This is a genomic window from Pontibacter mucosus (genome assembly GCF_003054055.1).
Classification (GTDB): Bacteria; Bacteroidota; Bacteroidia; order Cytophagales; family Hymenobacteraceae; genus Pontibacter; species Pontibacter mucosus.
This window is the reverse complement of the sequence record NZ_QBKI01000007.1, coordinates 165,388-189,436: the sequence shown is the minus strand read 5'-3', so window position 1 is coordinate 189,436 and position 24,049 is coordinate 165,388. Positions and strand designations below refer to the sequence as shown.

The window sequence follows — 24,049 nt, the reverse complement described above, 5'->3', positions numbered from 1 at the left end:
TTTCACCCACTTACATCATGAGTAGACTTTATGCATTTTTATTCGCCCTGCTAATGGCAATCCCGCTGCAGGCCCAGCAGGTACCCACCGAGGTACTCACGCCGCAGATTGTGGAAATCAACCGGATGCCGATGCGGGCCGCTTCTTTCGCCTTCGAAAACCGGTCGCTGGCCGAGCAGCGGCAGAAAGAGAAATCCCAGTACTTCCTATCGCTCAACGGCACCTGGAAGTTTAACTGGGTCCAGGACCCGCGCCAGCGCCCCCTGGATTTTTACAAAACCGATTTCAATGATGCCCAGTGGGACAACTTTAAGGTACCGGCTAACTGGGAAGTGAACGGCTACGGGCTGCCCATCTATGTGAACCACCCGTACGAGTTTGCCGGCCACGTCAAGAAAGGCGCCAAGCTCAACCCGCCCCACGACATCCCGGAGGACAACAACCCGGTGGGCTCTTACCGCAAGAAATTTACCCTGCCCGAGAGCTGGGATGGCCGTCAGGTGTTCATCCATTTAGGCGCGGTTAAATCCGCGTTCTTTATCTGGGTGAACGGTGAGAAAGTGGGCTACAGCGAAGACAGCAAACTGGCCGCGGAGTTCGACATCACCCCTTATGTTAAAAAGGGCGAAAACCTGGTGGCCCTGGAAGTATACCGCTGGAGCACCGGCTCTTACCTGGAAGCACAGGACATGTGGCGTATCTCGGGCATTGAGCGCGATGTATACCTCTACTCTACCCCCAAGCTCGATATCCGCGACTTTAAGGTAATGGCCACCCTGGACCAGAGCTATACAAACGGAGTGCTTGACCTGACGGCCGAGATTAACAGCTACAAGCTGGACCAGAAAACCATGCACAGCAAGCCTGACACGTTTGCCATCGAAATCGAGCTGGTGGACGCCGCCGGCAAAACTGTTTTTACAGACAAAACGCAGGAGGTGCAGCGCGTGCTGGGCAACTATAAGAAAGAGGTGAAATTCCAGAAGACTGTTCCGAACGTAAAGACCTGGTCTGCTGAGATTCCTTATCTCTATACTTTGTACATCACCCTGAAAGACAAAGACGGCAAGGTGCTGGAAGTGGTGCCGCAGCGCGTGGGCTTCCGCTCCGTGGAAATTAAGGACAAGAACTTTTTGGTGAACGGCAAGCGCGTGTTCCTCAAAGGCGTGAACCGCCACGAGCATAACCCGACCAAGGGCCATACTTTGAGCAAGGAAGATATGCACAAGGATATGGAGATGATGAAAAAGCTCAACGTGAACGCTGTGCGCCACTCGCACTACCCACCCGACCCTTACTGGCTGGAGCTTTGCGACGAATACGGTTTGTACGTGATAGAAGAGGCCAATATCGAATCGCATGGCCGTGGCTATGACCTAGCCTATACCTTCGGCAACGACAAAGTATGGCGCAACCCGCACTTCGACCGCATTTCGCGCATGTACGAGCGCAGCAAGAACTATACTTCGGTGGTGACCTGGTCGCTGGGCAACGAGGCCGGCAACGGCACCAACTTCTACGAGGCGTATGACTGGATGAAAGCGCAGGACTTCCGCCCGGTGCAGTACGAGCGCGCCGGCTGGGATTACAACACCGACATCATCGTGCCGCAGTACCCGAGCCCGAACTGGCTGACCCGCTTCTCCAAAGGCAACCCGGACCGTCCGCTTATCATGAGCGAGTATGCCCACATCATGGGCAACAGCCTGGGTAACTTCCAGGACTACTGGGACGTGATTGAGAAAGAGCCTTACTTGCAGGGCGGCTTTATCTGGGAGTGGATTGACCAGGCCATCGACACGGTAAAGAACGGCAAGCGCATCATGGCCTACGGCGGCGACTTCCCGCTGAGCGGACCGGTGGATGAGAACCTGAGCGACAACAACTTCATCGTGAAAGGTGTGGTGACCGCCTACCGCGGCCTGACGCCAATGGCTGTGGAGGTGAAGAAAGTATACCAGCACGTGAAGACCAAGTATAACGGCAACAACAGCCTGGAGGTGCGCAACGGCTACTTCTTCCGCGACCTTGCCAACTACCAACTGAACTGGGAAGTGCTGGAAAACGGCAAAGTGATTGAGAAGGGAAGCATAAAAGACCTGAAAGCCGCGCCGCAGCAAAGTATAACCTTGGCCCTACCGCTCAAGAAGCAACAGAAAGCGGGCAGGGAGTACTTCCTGAACGTGCGTTATACTTTGAAAGAAGCCGAGCCATTCCTGGAGAAGGGCTATGAGATTGCCAACGAGCAATTTGCTCTGAGCCCTGCCCTACAGCCGGCCGCGGTGGCCGGAGGTGGTAAAGGCACGCTTAAAGTAAGCGAGAACGGCGATAACCTGGTGCTGACCGGCAAGGACTTTACCGTGAGCTTCGACAAGAAGAACGGCACGATGAGCGGTTATACCTTGAAAGGCGAAACGCTGCTGCAGCAAGGCCCGAAACCAAGCTTCTACCGCGCCCCTACCGACAACGACATCGGCGCCGGCTATAACAAATCGAAGCGCATGTGGCGCGAGGCCCACGACAACGGCAAACTGACCAACGCCAAGCATACCCAAACGGCCAACGGCTATGAAGTGACGTTTGAAAAGGAGCTCGTAAACGGCGACGCTGTTACCTCACAGGTATTTACCATCTACAACGACGGCACCGTGAAGGTCGAGAACAACATCAAGCCACTGAAAGGCGACCATAAGGTACTCCTGCGCGTGGGCAACGACCTGCAGCTAAACAAGCAACTGGAGCACATCGAATTCTATGGCCGCGGCCCATGGGAGAACTACTGGGACCGCAAAACCGCCTCTTTTGTAGGTCTGTACAAGCAAAAGTTGGATGAGCAATACTTCCCGTACGCCCGTCCGCAGGAAAGCGGCAACAAGAGCGATGTACGTTGGGTGAACCTGACCACCAAGAAAGGCAAAGGCCTGCGCTTTGAGTTTGCCGACAGCCTGCTCAACTTCGCGGCCCTGCCTTACACCCTGCAGGACCTCGATCCGGAGCAGGACAAGAAGCAGTACCACTCCGGCGAACTGGAGAAACGCGACCGTATTTATATGCGCGTAGACCTGCAGCAAACCGGTATGCAAGGTATGGACAGCTGGGGCAGTCAGCCACTGGAGCAGTACCGCATCCCATATCAGGAGCAACAGTACAGCTATTGGATTAAGCCGCTTAGATAAACCTTAACTGGTAAGTATAGCAAAGGCCGAAGTATAGTTTATACTTCGGCCTTTGTGTTTTTATTTCAACGGCAGCACTTCTAGATGCCTCTCCCCTTCCTTTTCAGAGGCTGGCTGGGCTTTTCATTTCTTTTTTGTCATCCTAGAAGGATCTTGGTAGCGAGTTGTGTAGGCCGAACCTCTGGGAGCATAACAGGGCTGTTAAGTTCTACAGAAAAACTGTCCCCTTGAGGACAAACAAGAACGCGAGTTCGCCGTTTGCGAGCAGCGCTCTATAGGGGTGTAAAGCCAGCTGCAAATGTGTTTACTAAATGTGCTCTTTCGGATTTGCAATCCGAAAGTATAGGAACCGCGGATTACAAATCCGGAGCAGCAATATGGTTTTATACTTAGCGACCGGAGAGCGAGTTTAACAGAAGGAAATGGTACTGTTTTCGAAGGGGGAATAAGCCTATACAACTTGCCCCCAAGATCCTTTCAGGATGACAAGTGAAGATAGAACTTTCAGTCCCTTCCTGTGATAAAAAGTATGGCTGGCACCTTCCTGCCATTGCAGGAGGTGCCAGCCATACTTTTTATTACCCAGCTTATACTTTTATACCTCCAAAGTATAAACCAGCGCTGCTTTTACGGATTCTGCTCCAGCTTCGGGTTCAGGATAATTTCCTGCTCCGGGATGAAGTATACCACGCGCGGATGGGTGTAAGGAATCTCCTGCGTGTTCGATCCGGATGGCAGGTGTGTGCCCGGGTAATTGCGGACCATCGTGCGTTTGTTGCGGAACACGTCATACTTGCGCTGCGCCTCCCAGGCCAGTTCCAGGCGGCGTTCGTCCAGTACCACATCCAGCACCGACGTATAGCCCATCATGTTGGAAGCCGAAAACAGCGCATCACCGGATAAGCCCGCCCTTCTGCGGATCAGGTTCACATCTTCCAGCGCGGCTTCGTCGTTGCCCAGTTTAGCGTTGGCCTCGGCACGGTTGAGGTACATCTCGGCCAGACGCAGGTAAACCGGCGAGCTCAGCGTCACCACACCCTCCTGGTAAGAGTACTTGGTGATGTAGTATTTCTGGTACCCGTTCCGGGTCGAAAGCAATGGCTTCCCGTCAGCACCTGTTTTAATGGATCCATCGGCGTTCTTCTCATACACCGGCACGATAAACTCGCGGCGCTTGTCCTCCTCAAATTTATCGATCAGGTTGCGGTAACTCTCCGAGGCATACATCTCGCCGTAGCCCATGCCATCGTTGAGGTACATCGAGCCAAGCGAGCCCCAAGTTTGGTCGTCCTGCAGCGTGTGCTTGATGGCAAAGATGGTCTCGCGGTTGGTTTCGTTGGCGTAGGTGAAGTAATTGGGCAGGTCGGCTGTCGGCAGCAACGTATACCGGCCGGAATTGATCACCAAATCAGCATACTCAATGGCCTTCTCGTTGTTCTCCATGTATAAGTATACTCTAGACAAAAGCGCCTGGGCCACCTCCTTCGAGGCAAAGCTGCTGCTCTTCGACCTGCCCATCAGACTCGCCGCCTTCTCCAAATCCCCGATCACGAACTCGTATACTTCTTTCACGGAACTGCGCGCTGGCAGGTCGTTGATGTCGGTGTTGTTGCGGATCATCACCCCCGGCGAGGCTCCCTCGTCCTGCGCGTAAGGCCGGCCAAAAATGTTCACCAAATCAAAGTGCACCATGGCGCGCAGGAAGTAGTTCTCGCCCAGCACCTGGTCCAGCTCCGCCGACTGTCCCTCCTGCAGCTTCTCGATCACCACGTTGGTGCCGTAAATGGCCTGGTACGCCTTCCGAAAGAAGTTGTCCGTGATACCCATCGAGGTCAGGTGCTGGTAATTGTAAGCGTAAAACAGCGGGTCGGTAGTGGTGCCGCTCAGTGCCACGTTGTCGCTGGGATACTCCACGAGCATGTGGAAGTTACGGGTATAGTAGGAGTCCTTGATGTAGTTATAGTTGCCGATGGTGGCGGCCTTCAGGCCCTCAGGCGTGCCGGTGGTCTGGTCAATGGTGAGACCGTCGTAGGGCTGCACGTCCAGGTCGTCGGAGCAACCGGTCAGCACTGCTGCACAAAGTATGGCAGGGTATATATAGTTTCTGAATTTAAATTTCATGGCTCAGGGATTTTGAATTAAAAGTCGATGTTAACGCCGAACATAAGTTTCTTGCTGCCCGGGTAGCGGGTGGTGGAGTAACCGGAAGTCAGGTCCACCTCCGGGTCCATGCCGGAGAAGTCGGTCAGCGTCCACAGGTTGTCGCCGCTCACAAAAACGCGGATGTTCTCTGTTTTAAGTCTGCCGGTAACAGCCTCCGGCAGGTTATAAGACAGTGTGACGTTGCGCAGGCGCAGGTAGCTGCCGTCCTCCAGGTAGCGGGACGAGACTTTGTTAGAGGCTTTGTTGCCGTTTAGCACCGCCTTCGGGTGCGTGGCCACGTCACCCTCCTTTTCCCAGCGGCTCCAGCCATCCTGCAGCACCATGCTGTTATAAGTTGGGTAAGCCCCATCAGCATCGAAAAGCTCGCGGTTATAGTTGTACACCTTGTTGCCGTACACAAAGTTCACAAAAGCTGATAGCGTAAAGTTTTTGTAGGCAAAGGTATTGCGCATACCACCTGCAAACTTCGGTGTGGTAGTGCCAGTGTAGACCCTGGTGGCGCTGTTGTAGGAGTTGGTCACCGTGTCCTGCACAAAGTTGCCGTCGGCATCATACTTCTTCAGGAGCCAGAGCGGGTCGCCGGTGGCCGGGTCCACGCCCTTCCACTCCCGCATAAACCAGGAGCCAATCGGCCTGCCTTCCTCAATGCGCTGGCTGCCCTGGTCAATCGGCTGCCCGTTGTAGAGGTCGAGCACCTCGTTGCGGTTAAAGGAGATATTAAAGTCCGTTTCCCAGGCCAGGGCACCTTGCAGGTTCCTGGTGCTCAGCTCGATGTCCAGGCCGCGGTTTCTAACCGATCCGATGTTCTGCGTCTGCCAGTAAAAGCCGGTGGCTGAGGAAAGCGGCACTTGCTGCAGAATCCCTTTGTTCGTTCTGTTGTAGAAGTCCAGCGACAGGTCAACTCTGTTGAACAGGCCGATTTCCAGTCCCACATCAAAGGTATGGGCTTTCTCCCAGGTCAGGTTCGGGTTCACGAGGCGGCGCGGGAAGCCACCCGGCAGGTCGGCATACTGCACGTTAAACTGGTACAGGTCCACAGCCTCGAAATCCCCGATGTTGGCGTTACCGGTGGTACCGTAGCTGCTTCTAAGCTTGAGCAGGTTTACAGTAGAAGTCAAGCCTTGAAAGAAGTCTTCGCTGGAAATAGCCCAGGCAGCCCCTACTGAGTAGAAGTCGCCAAAGCGCTTGTCGCGGCCGAAGCGGGAAGAGCCATCGCGCCGGTAAGAAACGGTGGCAAAGTAGCGGCTGTCAAAGTCGTAGTCCACGTTCAGGAAGCCGGACATAAACTTGCTCTCGGTCTTATACCCGCCGATGTTCACCGGCGTGGCCACGGCATCCAGCACCTCCAGGCCCGGGAAAATCCCCTGCCCCGAGGCGTTCATGCCATCAGTGTAGTTCTTCTGGTACTCAGCGCCAAAAATGCTGCGCACACTATGCAAGCCGAACTGTTGATTCGCTGTCAGCAAGTTAGAAGTCAGGAAGCTGTTGCTGTAGCCGTAGGAGTTGCTCAGGGAGCCATTGTTTGCCTTGCCGCCGGGCGTGCGCGAGTCGTTGTTGGACTCAGCCCGGGAGTTGCCTGTGGAGTAGCGGTTGGTGGTAGAGAAAGCCAGCCAATCGGTGATTCTATACTCCAGCTTCAGGTCCCCGTCCAGCGACTGGCCGCGGCTGCGGTTGTAGTTATACTGGCTGGTGTACAGGAAATTACTCTTGTCGCGGCCATACCAGCCCACGGTGTTGGCGTCCACATACCGAACCGTGCCATCCTCATTGTAAGGGTTATCCCACGGCATGTTAATAAAGGACTGGTAGATGGCACCTGAAGGGTCGTTGTTGCGGTTAGAGAACAGCGTGTTCACCCGGGCCGTAAGCGTAAGCTTGTCGTTGATGTCATGGTCGATGTTGGCCCGGAAGTTGGTCTGCTCATACTTGGTGTTGACCACCGTACCCTCTTCCTGGAAGTAGTTTCCGCTGATGTAGAACCTGGTTTTCTCAGACCCGCCGGACACGGAAAGCTGGTGGTTATTCGTGATGCCGGTGCGGAAAGCCTCGTCCAACCAATCAGTGTTACCCGGCTGCGTGGGCAGCACGCCGCTCACAAAATCTGCATACGTCAGCGGGAAGTTTTTCGAAGTTAGATAGGCGTTGATGTCGGCCTCTGACGGGTTAGGTGTTGTTTTGCTTAAAGCGGTGATGTGGTTGTTGCGCTTGCCGGTGTAGTCGTTCTGGTACATGCGATTGGTGTAGTCAAACAGCTGCTGGCCATCCATTACCTCGAAGTTGCCGGTGGTGCGCTGGCTCACGCCGGTAGTACCGTTGTAAGACACCCGCGTTTTGCCGGCCTTGCCACGTTTGGTAGTGATGACGATCACACCGTTTGCCGCTCTCGAGCCGTACAGGCCCGTTGCCGCCGCGTCCTTCAGCACGGTTATACTTTCAATGTCCGTTGGGTTGGCCGTGCCGCCAATCACCCCATCCACCACATACAGCGGGTCGGCGCTGGCCGAGATAGAACCTGTGCCCCGGATACGTACTTTGGGTGCCTCGCCGGGCTGCCCGCTGGCACTTGACACAGTAACACCAGAGGCCTTGCCCTGCAGCATGGTGGCGGTGTTGTTGGTCGTCACGTCGCGCAGTTCGTTGCCGCTCACCACCGAAACCGAGCTCACCAACTCCGACTGTGATTTACTTGAGTAGCCCACCACCACTACCTCTTCCAGGCTCTTGGCGTCGGTTTTCATGGAGATGCTGAGGCTAGCCTGATTGCCCACCGTCACTTCCTGCGTCTGGTAACCGATGTAGGACAGCACCAGCACATCGGATGGAGCGGCGGCTAAAGTAAAGCTACCATCTGCTCCGGTGGCCGTGCCCGTGGTGCTGTTCTTCACCACAACCGTCACCCCCACCAGGGGCTGGCTTTTGTCATCCACTACGCGCCCACTTACCTGCCGCCGTTCCTGCCCGTGAGCCACGTCAGGTATACTTATAAGACATATCATACCTAACAGCACCGGTAACACCGGTATAACCCTTAGGTCCTCCTTCTTGAGCAGGTAGAGTATCCGCATAAGGATCGCTCTACCTTCCTGGTAAATTTTAATCATACTTTTCATTGAGGTTAGAGATTTAGGATTTGATTTAGGTGAGAATAAAATGTGCTCGTAAACACAATGATTAACTTATTAAAATACCACTACAACCCCAAATTTTTTATAGATTAAATCAGAACAAACGTTTGTTTAAGTACAATTTCCCATACTTTATGTAGCGACTTCTCACCCTAGGTGTAGCTCCTGTGTTCAAAAAGCATTGCTAGTCTCCTGGCTCCCCTATTTCCCCAATAAAAAAAGCGGGTGGAACCCCACCCGCTTTATAACTACTACAAAAAAGCTAAAACTATTTCAAAGGATTAATAACCCGTGTTCTGCGTCAGAATGTTGTCGCTCAGGTCTATCTGCGCCTGCGGTACTGGCATCAGGTACAGCCTGTCGTCCCAAACCCTGGCCTGCACCAGCCTGTTGCGGATGTCATAGACAGTTTGCATCACCTGCGGGGCTATTTCCCAGCGGCGTATATCCATGTAGCGCTGCCCCTCCAGCGCCAGCTCCACGCGGCGCTCGTTGCGGATCAGCTCACGCAGGCTCTCCTTGGTGTTGTACACGGATTCATCCACAGCAGGCATGCCGGCTCTTTCGCGAATCTGGTTTAGCGCGGCATATACAGTGGCGTCCGGACCACCGAACTCGTTCATGGCCTCCGCATAGGTCAGCAGGATCTCCGCGTAACGCAGCAGGATGATGTTGGCGTGGCTGTCGATGTTCTCGCGGCGTGCCTGCGGGTCTACCAGCTTGCGGAAGTTATACCCCGTCTGGGAGTTGTTGCTGCCTCCTATCTGCCAGGTAAACGTATAGCCGTCTTCCAGCGCGTTCCACGGGTTGCCATTAAACATAATAGAGGCGTAGAAGCGCGGATCACGGTTCTTATACTCGTTGGCAAAGGCAGGGTCATCATTTAAGTATAGCTCCGCCCTCTTTTCAGGAGTGAGTACATTGGCAGGGCCACCGGTCTTGTAGTTGCCATAGGCGTTCACCAAGTTCTGGGTAGGGGTTACGGAGCTCCAGCCGTTCAGCACGCTTGGCAGCAGGTAGGTGTTGTTCCACTGCGGATCCACCTGCATGATAAACTGGCGGTCCAGGATCACTTCGCTGTTGCCCTCATACTGCTGGTGGAAAAGCTTCTCGTAGCTGCGCAGGCCCAGGCGGAAGTTGCGCTCATCTTCAGCGTCGGCAAAGTCCACCCACTTGGCGTAATCGTCCTCCAGGTCCTTGCCCGTTTCTGCGTTTACTGTAAACAACGAGTACCCTAGTGCCATCACCTCCTGAGCAGCGTCAGCGACGGCTTTCCATTTGGTCGCATCGCCGCCGGTGTTAAAGCGCGGGCTGGCCTCGTTGAGCAAAATGCGGGCTTTCAGGGCCAGGGCTGCCCCTTTGGTTACCCTGCCTTTTTCGTTCGACTCGCCGCCTCCGTACATAACCGGAAGCACCTCGGCCACCGCTGTCAGTTCGCTGAGCAGGAAATCAACCACATCCTTGCGCGGGGTGCGTGCCACATCCTCCTCGCCTGCTGCCAGGGTATTGGTTACCAACGGCACATCGCCAAACTTGAGCACCATGTTCCAGTAGAACCAGGTGCGCAGGAACCTTGCCTCAGCCTTAAACCGCTCGCGCAGTTCGGCATCCATTTCAATGTTATCAGCATTCTCGATCAGCTGGTTGGCGCGGCGTATGCCCGTGTAGCCCCAGCCGGCGTTGGAGTTGGTGTTGATGGTTCCCGCCGAAACGATGGTGGCCGTACTCTCCCAGGGGTACTGCGCGTAGGCGTTGTCGGTGCTGCCATCGTCGTAAATGATGCCCTCACGAGTCAACTGGCTATATACCGCGTTCAGGGCCTTCGACAAATCCTCCTTCGACTTCCAGAAAGTAGCGTCCGAGATCTGGTCCTGCGGCGGCCTCTCTAAAAAGTCGTCGTTGCAGGAAGTAGTAAGCAGGAGCCCGGCAAGCGCCCCGGCATAGGTAATATATTTTATACTTCTTTTCATGATATCTTGTGTTGATGATTGTGAAGCCATGCAGCCAACAATTTTAGAACCTGGCGTTTACACCGAATGAGATGGTCTTGGTACCCGGGTATCCCCCACGGCCAGAACCAAACTCCGGATCGTAATCTGTCAGGCGGTCATCCCCCATAATTGTGAATGGGTTGTTAGAGGTAGCGTACACGCGCAGCGACTGCATGCCCAGCTTGCTGCTCACGGATTCCGGAACGTTGTAGCCCAGCGTGATAGCCCTCACGCGGAAATACGAGCCGCTGAAGAGCCAGAAGGAAGAGGTATTGTAGTTGTGCGAAGCATCGGCGCTAATCAGTGTGCGCGGGAAATGGGCGTTTGGATCAGGGTTCTCCTTTGTCCAGCGGTTCTCATAGGCCGTCTTGATGTTGGCCCCGTTGAAGAACGGATAAGCAGCCTCTGACTCCAGGTAGGTATCCACATCTGCCACACCGTATGTGATCACGTTCAGGTCAAAGCCTTTGTAAGAAGCACCCAGGTTCAGGCCATAGGTCATCCACGGCACGTCGTTACCCAGAATCACGCGGTCAGCCGCATCAATCACGCCGTCCTTGTTGATGTCGGCATACTTAATGTCGCCGGGCTTGGTGGCAGCGCTCTGGAAAGCGTGGTTCTGCACGTCCTCCTCATTCACAAAAAGCCCTTCGGAACGGTATCCGTAGAAAGCACCTACCGACTCGCCCACACGCTCAATCCAGTAACCGTTGATGCGCTCCTCTACGCCACCCAGGCTCACAATCTCGTTGTTGATTTTGGAGAAGTTGGCACCGATAGTATAAGTAAAGTCAGAACCGATGGCTCCGTTGTGCACCAGGTTCAGCTCTATACCTTTGTTGCGTGTCTCGGCCGCATTTCTGAAAGGCGCAGCCAGTCCGTAAGTAGACAGTACCGGCAGCTGCATCAGGATACCCTCGGTATTTTTGATGTAGTAGTCAGCCACCACATCCAGCTTGCCCCTGAAAATAGAGAAGTCAATACCAAAGTCGGTCATGTATACTTTCTCCCAGGTGGCCAATGGGTTAGCCCCTGTAGCCTGCCAGGCTCCGTCCACGGCGTTGCCGTCAAAGTTGTAGGCATAGCCTGTGTTCAGCAGGGAGTAGTAGTTCCCCGGCGGTACCACGTCCTGGTTGCCCAGGGCGCCCCAGGAGCCGCGCAGCTTCAGGTTGTCGATCCAGGAGATGTTCTTAATAAAGGGCTCCTCGGAAAGTCTCCAGCCGGCTGAGAAGGCTGGGAACACCGCCTCGCGCTGATCCGGGTGGAAGCGGGAAGAGTAGTCTGCGCGCAAACTACCCTCAAACAGGTACTTGTTCTTGAAATCGTAGTTCACACGTCCGAAGAAGGAACGAATAGCCCATTGTGTTTCAGCAGTGCTGTTGGCACCAGAAACGATATTCTCCGGGCTTGCTGAGCCTGTTCCGATGGTGTTCATATCATCGTTCGGGAAGTTCTTGCGGCCCAGGAACGCCGTACGGTACACGTTGCTTTCCTGTGAGGCACCAACCATGATTTTACCGGTATGGTCGCCAAAAGTACGCTCGTAGCTCGCTGTTCCCTGGGTCAGAAGCTCCTGACGACGTCCCCAGTTCTCCTGCATCTGGTTAACCGTTACGGCTGAGGCATTCATGGGCTGCTTCGTGATAAAATTCACGATAGGATCCATCCTGCTGTTGAAAGACCAGTTCAACAGGTTGGAATACTTCAAAGAAGCAAGTCCGTTTATGGTCAGGCCTTCCAGTGGGGTCAGGCTGGCGTTGGCCGCTGTTTGCAGGTAATTGTTGCGCGACCAGCTGCTGCCGCCCTCGTCCATCAGACGCAGTTGGTTTCTGGCGGCGGTATTCGCGTTGGCGGATCCCCCGCTCACAGAGCCCCAGGAGCCGTCAGAGTGGCGCGCTACCGTTACCGGAAGCGAACGGTTCAGCTCGGTCCAGCTGAAGCCGGCTCCCTCGGTGTCGTAATCCTGGCGGATAAAGGAGATGTTGGTGCCTACTTTCAGGATCTCAGGGAACACCTCTGTGTCAGTGTTCAATTTTACCGTGTAGCGGTCCATATCCTTGCCCGGCAGCAGCGACTGCTGGTTAAAGTAGGAAGCGCCCAGGTAGTAGCTGGTGGATTTGCCGCTGGAGGAGATGTTAAGGTTAATGTCGCTCTGCGGCGCCGCGTCGCGCAGCACCAGGTCATACCAGTTGGTGTTCGGGTACATATCCGGCTCGCTTCCGTTGGCGAACTTCTGGATCTGCTCCTCGGTATAGGCAGGGGCCTTGCCGGCATTGCTCATCGCCTCGTTGTAGAAACGGGCATACCCCACAGCATCCATGTACTCAGGCAGGCGTGTAGGCGACTGGAAGCCGTAGTTGGCGTTAAAGCCGACGGTGGTCTTCTCTGTGTTCTTTCCGGTCCTTGTTGATACCACGATTACCCCGTTAGCCGCCCTGGAACCATAGATAGAGGCTGCAGAGGCGTCTTTGAGCACAGACATGTTCTCGATGTCGTTCGGGTTAAGCGCCGCCAGTTCCGTATCCGATGCCGGTATACCATCAATAATGATCATCGGGCCGGGAGAGCCCAGGTTAGTGCGGCCGCGCACGGTAATGCTGCCCACGCTGCCCACGTCCCCGGGGCGCTGGATCACCGTCAGACCTGGCGAAACACCTTGCAGTGCGTTCTGTATAGATGTTACCGGGCGTTCGGTTAGTTGCTTGGTATCCACGGTAGCCACCGAGCCGGTTACATCTGCCCGCTTCTGGGTGCCATAGCCCACTACCACTACTTCTTCCAGGCTCTTGGCATCCGGTTTCATAGTTATACTGATGTTAGCCTGGTTGCCCACGGTTACCTCTCTGGTTTCATACCCGATGTAGGAGAACACCAGCACATCGGTTGGAGCAGCCGAAATAGTAAAGGTACCGTCGGGCCTGGTGGTAGTGCCCGTAGTTGTGTTCTTTACCACCACCGTAAGCCCAATAAGTGGCTCGTTCTGCTCATCAACCACTTTACCCTCTACCTGCCGCCGCTCCTGGGCAAAACCGGTAGTAATGCTTAGAAGAAAGAATAAGGCACTTACCAGCAGGCTTATCCCGCCCTTATGGTGCCGTTGCTTTCGGAAGCGGTTCCCACCCGAAGTGGCCCCCTCCCGCCCATAACACTGTTTCATACTTTTTATAAGATTAGTTGTTAGTTAGGTGTGTTCGTAAACACTTCTGTTAATGTAGGGTTTTAAAAACTGAATCTCCTAAAACAGGCTAAAGTTTCAGCACACAAACGTTTGCATAATGTTAGGAAATGCGGCACATCCTTAGTGTTCAAACATCATTCACCGCATCCTATGGCTGTTCCGCTCTTGGCAAATGGTGCATGAACATTTTATGAGAGCTATTAAAAAGTATAGAATGCATGATTCTGGGCGAAAAATCATACTATAAGCCGATATGAATCGTAGGTTAAGTATAGGTTAACGTTATGAAAAGTATAAACAAACGTTTGCGGCTAGTTATTGGAGCCGCGCCTGACGGGGCGAGAATCCGGGTGCCCTGAACAGACAAACAACCAGTCCGCGTGCACGATTACTTTTATACTTGCTTCGGCCAGATAGCTTTCGTAACTTACTTTCATGAATTACCAGCGCTTGCTTCCTGCTCTTACCATTATAGCGTTGCTCTCCTGCGGTCGGCAACAGCCGGGAGAGCAGCAAAACACCATAACTACTGCCTCTCCCCCACGTGATTCTGTGGCCTCCTGCTGCATTTCCTCCGCTCCACCGCGCTTTGCTACCCCGAAAAGTATGGAACCATCTGTTTCGGAAAACCAGGCAGAGGATGCGCAAAACGCTGGAATGGTATGGATTGAGGGGGGCACCTTTATGATGGGAGCCGACAACGACCAGGCCCGCCCGGACGAGTACCCCAAGCACAAGGTAACGGTGGATGGATTCTGGATGGATGCCACCGAAGTGACCAATGCGGAATTCGCCCGCTTTGTAAAGGCCACCGGCTACGTAACCACGGCAGAGCAGAAACCGGACTGGGAAGAACTGAAGAAACAACTGCCCCCGGGCACGCCCAAGCCGGACGAGAGTTTGCTGGTGGCCGCCTCGCTGGTATTTCAGTCACCCAAGGGGCAGGTAGACCTACGCGATTTCGCCAGTTGGTGGACCTGGCAGGAAGACGCCAACTGGAGACAGCCCCATGGCCCCGGAAGCAGTATAAAGGGAAAGGAAAATCACCCGGTTGTCCACATCTCCTGGCAGGACGCGCAGGCCTACGCCAAATGGGCCGGCAAAAGGCTCCCCACAGAGGCGGAATGGGAATGGGCCGCACGCGGGGGTGCGCAAAACAACCTCTACCCCTGGGGCAACGAGCCGATCCACAAAGGACAGCCTAAAGCGAACACCTGGAACGGCACCTTTCCGACAAAGAACACGGAGCAGGACGGCTTCTACCACACGGCCCCTGTTAAATCCTATGCCCCCAACGGAGCAGGCCTCTACGACATGGCTGGTAATGTATGGGAGTGGTGCGCCGACAACTACCACAGCGGTTACTACAGCACGATCCATACGTCGGCGGGGGTAAAAAACCCTAAAGGGCCTGCCACCAGCTATGACCCGGATGAGCCGCATGCCCGCAAAAGAGTGATCAGGGGCGGGTCCTTCCTGTGTAACGACAGTTACTGCTCCGGCTTCAGGGTGGCTGCCCGCATGAAGACCACGGAAGACAGCAGCATGGAGCACGTCGGCTTTCGGTGCGTGAAGGATAAATAATGAAAATGCCTCCGCTTTCACGGAGGCATGCATTCACCTAATACTAACTAAAAAACACTCAGCTTCCCTAAAGCTTATTTGTAACAAAGATATAATTTGTGATCGAACACACAAGAAATATATACTTTTTTTCTATTTTTCCTAATCTTACATACCGTCTGCTGCCCACTGACCGAGAGAACATATCCTAAATCTAGCCTGCTATACTTAATACCATGTCACGGAAACCAGTTACCATCAAGGAAATCGCCAGGATACTGAACGTATCCACCTCTACCGTGTCCAGAGCGCTGCACGACCACCCCAGCATAGGCACGGTTACCAGCGAGAAGGTAAAGCAGCTGGCCAAGGAGCTCAATTACGAGCGCAACCAGACAGCAGTGCATTTCCAGCAGGGCAAGACCTATACGATAGGTGTGATTCTGCCGGATCTCTCGGAGGCTTTCTTCTCCTCGGCTATAAGCGCCATTGAGGACACGGCCTACAAAAGAAACTATACGGTACTGCTCGCCCAGTCGCACGACGACGAGGAGAAGGAAAAGCAGCTGGTGGATAAAATGAAGAGCCACCGTGTGGACGGCCTGCTGGTGTCCGTTGCGAAAACCACCTCCACGTTCGAGCACTTCAGCAGCCTGAGCCAGTATAATATTCCGGTCGTGTTTTTCGACCGCATCCCGCCCATCAACGGCATCCACTCCGTCGCCTGCAACATGGTAACCGGAACCATGGAGGCCGTATCGTACCTGCTGAAAAAGGGGCACCGCGCCATCGGCATGATCAACGGCCCCGACACCCTTTATGCTTGCACAGAGCGGCGGGAGGGCTATATTAAGGCGATGCAGAAGAGCAGACTAAAGTATGACCCCTCCCTGATAATTGGCTGCGACCTAACCGAGGAAGGCACCATAGCGGCCTTGGATGAGTTGCTGGCCAACAAGCGCAAGGCTACAGCCATTGTCACCTTCAACGACTATGTGTGGCTGTACGCCCAGAAACACGCCCGCCGCCTGGGCATCCGCATTAACAAGGACCTGGAGTTTGTGAGCTACGCCAACCTGCCCATGATGGAGTATATGGACTTCGCGCCACTCGCTTCCGTAGAGCAGTTCCCTTACCAGCAGGGGCAGAAGGCAACGGAAATCCTCCTGGACCTGCTCCGCTCCAACGAGGAACAGTACCCGCGCCAGCAGGCTTTTTATAAAGTTATCGTGGAGTCCCAGTTGATAGAGAGCGGCCAGCAGTAGCCCCTTTGAGGCAGCCAGCCATACTTACATTAAAACCCTTTTTCCCCTAAACCTGTGGATTATGCGAAGCGCCTGAATGGGCACCATACTTAGGCGCCGGAACTATGGATAGCATCGCAGGATAGATTCAAGGGCTTGCGTGTTCGTAAACATTAAATACTTTTTTCTTGCTTTGTAATATAGAGCTATTTACTTTTAAGCTGTTTCTTCCTTTTTATGTGCTAATACGACACGGGCGCCTTTCAATTTGATATAAGAAATCATGCTCCGTCAGGCTTGTAAAAAGTATACAACATTTACCCTTAACAAAGTATAAACCACAGGATGAGTGAATGCCCGCTCACTACAAGGCAGCATTCACTCTTGTAGTATAGTTAAAGCACATTTCATGCATAAAAGCCCAACTTTATTGGTTCTTGCAGCGGGCATGGCTTCCAGGTATGGCAGTCTCAAACAGTTGGATGCCTTTGGCCCTAACGGCGAGACCATTATAGAGTATTCCATCCACGACGCTGTGAAGGCGGGATTCGGCAAAGTAGTATTTGTTATTCGCGAGTCGATTGAAAAGGAGTTTAAGGCGCTGATGCAGGAGCGCTTGCCGGCACACATACCGGTAGCCTACGTGGCCCAGGAACTTGACATGCTGCCAGAGGGATACCATGTACCGGAAGGACGCAGCAAACCCTGGGGCACCGCCCACGCCGTTTGGGTAGCCTCCTCCAGCATACAGGAGCCTTTTGCCGTTATCAACGCCGATGATTTTTACGGCTACGAATCCTTTAAACTGGCAGCCGATTTCCTGCAGGAGAGCAGCGATGCGCAGGAGTATGGGCTGATCGCGTATACGTTGGCCAATACCCTCTCGGATCACGGCAGCGTATCGCGCGGCATCTGCACACAAGCCCCCAACGGTACACTGGCCTCCCTGACGGAGCTCACCCAGATTACCCGCACCCCGGGCGGAAGTATAACCGTGCAGGACGAGGGCGCACAACACTGGCAACTGACCGGCGAGGAACTGGTGTCCATGAACCTGATGGCCTTTAAACCTTCTGTTCTCCCCTACTTCGGGCAGTACCTGAAGGCGTTTCTGGATGAAAAGGGACAGGAGCTGAAGTCTGAGTTTTACCTCCCGTCGGTGGTAAACCAGATGCTGGCGGCCGGCACCGCGCAGGTAAAGGTTATCCCCACGCCTGAGAAATGGTTCGGCGTCACCTACCCCGAAGACAAGGCCAACACCACCAGGCAAATAGCGAAGCTAATCGAAGCAAAAGTATATCCGAGTCTGTTATGGGAAAACACTACACAGCAACTAGGTAAGGAAACCGACAAGCAGATGGATACAAAGCTGCGGGACGTACTCGCACACTTTGCACTGGAGGGAGGCGTCAGCAGCGTAATCCTTTACGGCTCTGGTCATATCCACGATACCTACGCCGTTAAAAACAGCCAACCGGAGTGTCCTGATTACCTGCTGCAGCGCGTCAACCACCACGTTTTCAAAAACGTGCCCCTGCTGATGGAGAACATTGAGCAGGTGACGGAACACCTGCGCCAGAAGCTGCAGGACATACCGGGTGCACGTCCGGAGGAAGAAGTGCTTACGCTAGTACCAACGCAGAACAATCAGAGCTATTACCATGATCCGGAGGGGAACTTCTGGAGAGTGTACCTGCTGCTGGAGGGTACCCGCAGCTATGATATCGTGGAAACCCCGCAGCAGGCCTTCGAGGGAGGCAAGGCGTTTGGCAGGTTCCTGGCGCTATTGGCTGACCTGGATGCCACCCAACTGCACGACTCCATTCCGGATTTCCATAACATTGAGAACAGGCTGCGCCTGCTGGCAGAAGCCGTGAAGCAGGACCCGGTAGGAAGAGTGGCACAGGTTAGCAAAGAGCTCGGCTTTGTGCAGCAGCGTGCCGAGGAGATGAGCACTATCCGCCGGCTTGGCCGCGAGGGGAAACTGCCGCTCCGCACCACGCACAACGACACCAAGTTCAACAACGTGCTGCTCGACAAGTATGACAAGGCCCTTTGCGTGATAGACCTGGACACCGTTATGCCCGGGTATGTGGCCTACGACTTTGGCGATGCCATCCGGACGACAGTGAACAAGGCCGCTGAGGACGAGGCGGACCTGAGCAAGATAAAAGTAGACTACGACCTGTTTAAAGCCTTTACGGAGGGATTCCTGCAGGAAACCAACGCTTTCCTAACCGAGGAAGAGGTGAACTCGCTGGAGCCAGGCGTCAGGCTGCTTCCCTTCATCATGGGGGTACGTTTTCTAACGGATTATATTGACGGAGACAACTACTACAAGATTCATTTCCCGGAGCACAACCTGCAACGGGCCAGAGCGCAGTTCAGGCTGGTGGAGGTGCTGGAGGAGAACAGGGAACGGCTACAGAACACGATTCAGAAGACATCGCAGGCATATAAAGCAGTTGCCGCTGAGCAGCTGAGACAAGAAAAATGAAACAACTGACGGTTCCGTTTATTCCTGACCTGCCGCCCGGCAGCCCGCTTGACCAGCTAGGCAGCAAACTCGACCAGCTCCCGGCGCAGCGCATTGATGCGGCCCCCTGGGCTAACGGAGGCACTCTGCCGGATGTGACGTTTACGCTGGCGCATGGCGCAGACAGCCTCTACCTGAAGTATAAAGTGGAGGAGGAAAACGTACTGGCCAGGTACAGAAATACAAACGACCCGGTGTACAAGGACAGCTGTGTAGAGTTCTTCATCTCGTTTGGCGATGAGAAGGCCTACTACAACCTGGAAGTAAACTGCCTGGGCACCTGCCTGCTAGGCTACGGACCGGACAGGCATGACCGGAAACTGCTGCCCGCCACGGTTATCTCAGAAATAGAGCACCTGGCGCACCTGAAGGTACTGAACCATGGCCGAACCGGCAAAGCATGGGAACTGACCCTCCGGATACCCGCATCGGTGTTTTCGGAGCACCGGCTAGAGAGCTTTTCAGGACTGAAGGCCCGGGGTAATTTCTACAAGTGCGGGGATGACTTGCCCGAGCCCCATTTCCTGGCATGGCACCCCATCGAGGCACCTGAGCCGGACTTTCACAGACCGGAGTACTTTGGCAGCATCTCGTTTGCCTAGTACTCATGTCACTTAACGTAAGAGAAATCAGCTTAACAACTAACCTTTTTAAACCATGAGTAGCAACCGCAGAGAATTCCTGAAACTGTCTGGACTGGCTGGTATAAGTATAGCCGGAACAGGCTTGCTGGCAGGCTGTGCCACAGGCGGCGCAGCAGAAGAGCAGGCAAAGTCTAACCTCGACCAGATTGCCCAGCAGGCCAAGCGCAAGTATACGCAACAGTTTAACATGAGTGGCTTCAGCGCCCCTAAGCTCGACAAGGTGCGCATCGGCTTCGTGGGCCTGGGCATGAGAGGCCCGGGTGCCGTGTACCGCATGAGCAACATCGAGGGCGTAGAAATCAAGGCGCTCTGCGACCTGATACCGGAGCGTGCCGAGAAGGTGAAGCAGCAGCTGCAGGAAAGAACCGGCACTGCCCATAACCCTACGTTATACTCCGGCAAGGAAGACTCGTGGAAGGAAATGTTTGACAGGGATGATATCGACCTTGTTTATATCACGACGCCCTGGCACCTGCACACTCCGCAGGCAGTATACGCCATGGAGCACGGCAAGCACGCCGCCGTGGAGGTTCCGGCCGCCACGACCATTGAAGAATGCTGGCAGTTGGTGGAGACATCGGAGCGCACCAAGAAGCACTGCATGATGCTGGAGAACTGCTGCTACGACTTCTTCGAGATCCTGACGCTGAACATGGCCCGTCAAGGATATTTCGGGGAAATTATACACGGCGAGGGAGCCTACATTCACCAGCTGGTGGACCTGAACTTCGACAAGAACGGCTACCAGGATATGTGGCGCCTGAAGGAGAACATGAACCGCAACGGCAGCCTCTACCCTACCCACGGTCTCGGCCCGATCTGCCAGATCATGAACGTGAACCGCGGCGACGTGATGGACTACCTGACCTCTGTATCGAGCGACGACTTTATGATGTTCGAGGAGGCGCAGAAGCGTGCCGAGGGCGATAATTTCTACAAAGAGTTTGTGCAGGACACGTACCGTGGCAACATGAACACCACGACCATCCGCACCAAGAAGGGCCGCACCATCATGATCCAGCACGACGTAACCTCGCCGCGTCCATACTCCAGAATTCACCTGGTGAGCGGCACCAAGGGCATCGCCCGCAAGTGGCCGGAGCAAAAGATCGCTACTGGCCACGGCTGGCTATCCAAAGAGGAGGTGAAAGCGCTGGAGGAGCAATACACCCCGGAAATCGTGAAGAGAATTGGCGAGATGGCCAAGAAGATCGGCGGCCACGGCGGCATGGACTTCATGATGGACTGGCGCCTGATCGACTGCCTGCGCAACGGACTGCCACTGGACCAGGACGTGTACGACGCGGCTTCTTGGACGGCTGTTGGCCTGCTGAGCGAGTGGTCGGTGGCTAACCGCTCCAACTCCATCGACGTGCCGGACTTTACTGCCGGTGCCTGGCAAACCAACGCCCCTGTGGATCTTTCGCTGGCAGGCGGCGGCACGACCAATGTGATCGTTAAATCAAACTAAACCAAAGTATAACGCGCTGCCTTAAGCGCAAGGATTTATACTTTACCCAAGAGCCCCGGCCGCCAACGCCGGGGCTCTTTTTATACTTCCGTTTACTTACGGCTATACTTTTGCTCATTTATACTTCGCTTACAGGTAATATTCATGTAATTTTATATATTGTTGCGACATAATTGTATGAACCCCGGCTAATGAGGTGTTTGAACCGCTTTTGCAGGCTGGTCGTTTAGCAGTCATGTGCCGGAACAAAGTATAAACCTTCCGTGCCTGTTGGTGGCGGGGCAAAGTATAAACTCACAAAAGAGACGCAGAAGTTGAATAAGGTAATCAGGATAAAGGATATCGCCGAGAAAGCGAACGTATCAACGGGAACCGTGGACCGTGTGCTGCATAACCGCGGAAGGGTGGCTGAAGACGTACGCCAGCGGGTGCTTCAAATAGCCGAGGAGCTTAACTACAAGCCCAACATCCTGGCCCGCGCCCTGGTGAACAATAAAATCTACCAGGTAGCCGCCCTAATCCCCGACCCCGCTTTCGACAGCTACTGGAAAGCCCCGCAGGAAGGGATTGAAAAGGCGGAGGAGGAGCTGCAGCAGTATGGTATGCGTGTTACGCAGTTCTGCTTTGATCCTTTCAGCGCCGAGTCTTTTGTGAAAGAAGCAGAAAAGCTGGCCGCTAAACCTTTCGACGGGATTCTGGTGGCCCCCGTGTTCTACCGACAGTCGCTGGCGCACTTTAGCAAGTGGAAGCGCCAGGGCATCCCGTTTGTGCTCTTCAACACGCACATTCCCAACTACGAGCCGCTCATGTACATCGGCCAGGACTCTTACCAAAGTGGTTTTCTGGCGGCCAAGCTGCTGCATTACGGTAACAAAGAGAAGGCGTCCTTTGTAGTGGCCCACATTGAGGAAGACGTGGCCAACTCCTCCCACCTCATCAGCAAAGAGCAGGGTTTTGTGGACTACTTCGTGACACAGGAACTTGAGAGCAAGTATAACGTGGTGCAGATAGACGTGCAGAGCGGTGGCAAGCAAACTATAACCCAGCAACTGGACAAGCTTTTTAAGGACACACCGGACATCAGGGGCGTTTTTGTAACGAACTCCAAGGCTCACATCATGGCCGATTACCTGGCGCAGAAAAAGCTGCAGCAGGTGCACCTGGTCGGCTACGACCTGATAGAGGAGAACCTGGTGCACCTGAACACCAACCGCATCAATTTCCTGATCAACCAGAACCCCAAGGGCCAGGGCTACTGGGGCATTCAGGGGCTGGCCGACCACCTGATCTTCAAGAAGAAGAACAACCCCATCAAGTACCTGCCGCTGGATATCATCACCAAGGAAAACCTCCACTACTACATCGAGGCGGACCAGTAAGGCAGCAGCGGAGGCGCTGGTTTATACTCGCTCCCTCCTACTCCAGAAACAGCTCTATCACGGGGATTTCCACCTGGGGCTTCTCCACCGGCAGGTGCACAATCAGGTCGTTCTCGCCGGCTGTGATGGCCATGTGCTCGCTGGCGCTGGCATTGGAGCGGGACGTATACTTTATCTCCGAGCCATCGTGCAGGAACTGCGCATACTTCACCTTGCCTTTATAGCCCGGCAGGTATATGGTTTTAAAAGGCCACTGCAACAGGTGCACGTACAGGCGCTTGGTTTCGGGGTTATAGGTCAGGAAGCAATTATCTGGCTTTTGGAATTCCTCAGGGGCCTGGGTGCAGCCATAGATAGCGCGGTTGTTATACTTCATCCACTGCCCGATGCCTTCCAGCCGCTCTGTGGCACGCGCATCAAAATTGCCCCGCGCCGTCGGTCCCACGTTCAGCAGCAGGTTGCCGCCTTTGCTTACCGTTTCAATCAACATGGCGATCAGCTGGTTGGTGCTCTTCCAGGTGTTTTCGTCGCGGTGGTAGCCCCAGGAGCCGGAGAACGTCTGGCAGGTTTCCCATGGAACGCGGCGGCCATTATCCTTTACCCATTCCTGCGGCATGAACTGCTCCGGTGTGCGGTAGTCCCAGCCCCAATCCACGTCGTTCAAATCCATGCGGTCGTTCACGATGATGTGCGGCTGATGCTTCCGGATAAGTTTGAGCAGGCCCTCGCTGTCCCAATCTTTCCTGCCTTTCCCGTCCGGGCCGGGGTACGAGTAATCCAGAAAGAGCTGGTCTATTTTGCCATACTTGGTCAGGAGCTCGGTCAGCTGGTTTTTCATGAACTGGCGGTACGTGTCCATGTCGCGGTTGCTGTTGGTGGCGCGGGCCTCTTTGCTGTTTCGCAGGGCGTGGGTGCCGTCGATGGTGAAGTCGGGATGCTGCCAGTCGATGAGCGAATAATAGAATCCTACCTTCAGCCCCGCCTCGCGGAAGGCATCCAAGTATGGCTTGATCAGGTCTTTGCCGGCCGGTGTGTTGGGTGCCTTAAAGTCGCTGTACTTTGTATCCCACAGGCTAAACCCTTCGTGGTGGCGCGCGGTGAGCACCACATACTTCATGCCGGCGGCTTTGGCCTGCGCAGCCCACTCCTTCGGGTTGTAGAGGTCAGGGTTAAACTTATCGAAGTACCGGGCCTTGTACTCCTCTGGCGGAATCTGCTCATAATACTGCACCCACTCATGGCGCGCCGGCACGGCATACAGTCCCCAGTGGATAAACATCCCGAAGCGCGCCTCTGTCCACCACTGCATCCGTTTCGCCTTCTCCTCCGCGGTTTCCCTGGCCCAGGAAGGGGTAGCTTGCTGTTGGGCGTGCGTGGTGAAGGGAAGAATGGCAAGGAGCAGCAGGAGGATGGTTTTAGGGAGATTGTTTCCGGGTTGTAGCATGAGGGTTATACTTTGTTCATTATATACTTGAGCTATACTTTAATACTTGCTAGCTTAACGCCTCTGCCTTCCCCGCTGGCGCGAGTTTGTAACTCGTGCCTAACTATGATGTTGGGTCTGTGACTCGACTGGCTT

General features: G+C 54.4%; 12 protein-coding genes. 7 read left to right on the top strand and 5 right to left on the bottom strand.

Translation table 11 applies throughout. The features are described 5' to 3' along the window. Positions 1-17 precede the first annotated feature (17 nt). A complete protein-coding gene (gene lacZ, locus C8N40_RS14690) occupies positions 18-3,176 on the top strand; it encodes a beta-galactosidase, LacZ type (RefSeq protein ID WP_211318118.1) in 3,159 nt (1,052 codons plus the stop codon). A gap of 627 nt (positions 3,177-3,803) precedes the next feature. Here the strand turns inward: lacZ and C8N40_RS14685 are convergent. From C8N40_RS14685 to C8N40_RS14670, 4 genes are all read right to left on the bottom strand, one after another. After that, entirely contained in the window at positions 3,804-5,297 is a 1,494-nt protein-coding gene (locus C8N40_RS14685; protein ID WP_108212528.1) for a RagB/SusD family nutrient uptake outer membrane protein, read from the bottom strand. Positions 5,298-5,314: 17 nt separating this feature from the next. Further along, positions 5,315-8,440: a SusC/RagA family TonB-linked outer membrane protein gene (locus C8N40_RS14680; RefSeq protein WP_170114111.1), complete on the bottom strand. Its 3,126-nt coding sequence runs from the start codon at positions 8,438-8,440 to the stop codon at positions 5,315-5,317. Positions 8,441-8,745: 305 nt separating this feature from the next. Beyond that, positions 8,746-10,434: a RagB/SusD family nutrient uptake outer membrane protein gene (locus C8N40_RS14675; RefSeq protein ID WP_170114110.1), complete on the bottom strand. Its 1,689-nt coding sequence runs from the start codon at positions 10,432-10,434 to the stop codon at positions 8,746-8,748. Positions 10,435-10,477: 43 nt separating this feature from the next. After that, positions 10,478-13,612 (bottom strand): SusC/RagA family TonB-linked outer membrane protein, encoded by a 3,135-nt coding sequence (locus C8N40_RS14670; protein ID WP_108212525.1) that lies wholly within the window; start codon positions 13,610-13,612, stop codon positions 10,478-10,480. Between the two features lie 627 nt (positions 13,613-14,239). On the opposite strand from C8N40_RS14670, the gene C8N40_RS14665 reads away from it, so the two are divergent. The 6 genes from C8N40_RS14665 to C8N40_RS14635 all read left to right on the top strand — a co-directional run bounded on the left by C8N40_RS14665 (position 14,240) and on the right by C8N40_RS14635 (position 22,470). Further along, complete coding sequence (locus C8N40_RS14665; protein WP_245905136.1) at positions 14,240-15,217, top strand: formylglycine-generating enzyme family protein; 978 nt, start codon at positions 14,240-14,242, stop codon at positions 15,215-15,217. 215 nt (positions 15,218-15,432) lie between these two features. Further along, on the top strand, positions 15,433-16,461 hold the full coding sequence (locus tag C8N40_RS14660) for a LacI family DNA-binding transcriptional regulator (protein WP_108212523.1): 1,029 nt from the start codon (positions 15,433-15,435) through the stop codon (positions 16,459-16,461). Positions 16,462-16,849: 388 nt separating this feature from the next. Beyond that, positions 16,850-18,937 carry a phosphotransferase gene (locus C8N40_RS22980; protein WP_211318117.1) on the top strand — a complete coding sequence of 696 codons (2,088 nt, stop codon included), beginning with the start codon at positions 16,850-16,852 and terminating at the stop codon, positions 18,935-18,937. Continuing rightward, entirely contained in the window at positions 18,934-19,578 is a 645-nt protein-coding gene (locus tag C8N40_RS14645; protein ID WP_108212522.1) for a carbohydrate-binding family 9-like protein, read from the top strand. Before C8N40_RS22980 ends, C8N40_RS14645 begins: the two co-directional genes overlap by 4 nt. A 55-nt stretch (positions 19,579-19,633) precedes the next feature. Further along, on the top strand, positions 19,634-21,091 hold the full coding sequence (locus C8N40_RS14640; RefSeq protein ID WP_108212521.1) for a Gfo/Idh/MocA family protein: 1,458 nt from the start codon (positions 19,634-19,636) through the stop codon (positions 21,089-21,091). A gap of 263 nt (positions 21,092-21,354) precedes the next feature. Beyond that, entirely contained in the window at positions 21,355-22,470 is a 1,116-nt protein-coding gene (locus C8N40_RS14635; protein WP_245905135.1) for a LacI family DNA-binding transcriptional regulator, read from the top strand. Positions 22,471-22,507: 37 nt separating this feature from the next. On the opposite strand, the gene C8N40_RS14630 is transcribed toward C8N40_RS14635, so the two are convergent. Further along, complete coding sequence (locus C8N40_RS14630) at positions 22,508-23,914, bottom strand: alpha-L-fucosidase (RefSeq protein ID WP_108212520.1); 1,407 nt, start codon at positions 23,912-23,914, stop codon at positions 22,508-22,510. Positions 23,915-24,049 lie beyond the last annotated feature (135 nt).

What these genes read in the sequence shown, in the direction of transcription:
- C8N40_RS14670 (WP_108212525.1), bottom strand. Translation starts at nt 13,612, where the DNA reads ATGAAACAGTGTTATGGGCGGGAGGGGGCCACTTCGGGTGGGAACCGC.
- lacZ (WP_211318118.1), top strand. Translation starts at nt 18, where the DNA reads ATGAGTAGACTTTATGCATTTTTATTCGCCCTGCTAATGGCAATCCCG.
- C8N40_RS14680 (WP_170114111.1), bottom strand. Translation starts at nt 8,440, where the DNA reads ATGATTAAAATTTACCAGGAAGGTAGAGCGATCCTTATGCGGATACTC.
- C8N40_RS14665 (WP_245905136.1), top strand. Translation starts at nt 14,240, where the DNA reads ATGGAACCATCTGTTTCGGAAAACCAGGCAGAGGATGCGCAAAACGCT.
- C8N40_RS14645 (WP_108212522.1), top strand. Translation starts at nt 18,934, where the DNA reads ATGAAACAACTGACGGTTCCGTTTATTCCTGACCTGCCGCCCGGCAGC.
- C8N40_RS14685 (WP_108212528.1), bottom strand. Translation starts at nt 5,297, where the DNA reads ATGAAATTTAAATTCAGAAACTATATATACCCTGCCATACTTTGTGCA.
- C8N40_RS22980 (WP_211318117.1), top strand. Translation starts at nt 16,850, where the DNA reads ATGCATAAAAGCCCAACTTTATTGGTTCTTGCAGCGGGCATGGCTTCC.
- C8N40_RS14630 (WP_108212520.1), bottom strand. Translation starts at nt 23,914, where the DNA reads ATGCTACAACCCGGAAACAATCTCCCTAAAACCATCCTCCTGCTGCTC.
- C8N40_RS14675 (WP_170114110.1), bottom strand. Translation starts at nt 10,434, where the DNA reads ATGAAAAGAAGTATAAAATATATTACCTATGCCGGGGCGCTTGCCGGG.
- C8N40_RS14660 (WP_108212523.1), top strand. Translation starts at nt 15,433, where the DNA reads ATGTCACGGAAACCAGTTACCATCAAGGAAATCGCCAGGATACTGAAC.
- C8N40_RS14640 (WP_108212521.1), top strand. Translation starts at nt 19,634, where the DNA reads ATGAGTAGCAACCGCAGAGAATTCCTGAAACTGTCTGGACTGGCTGGT.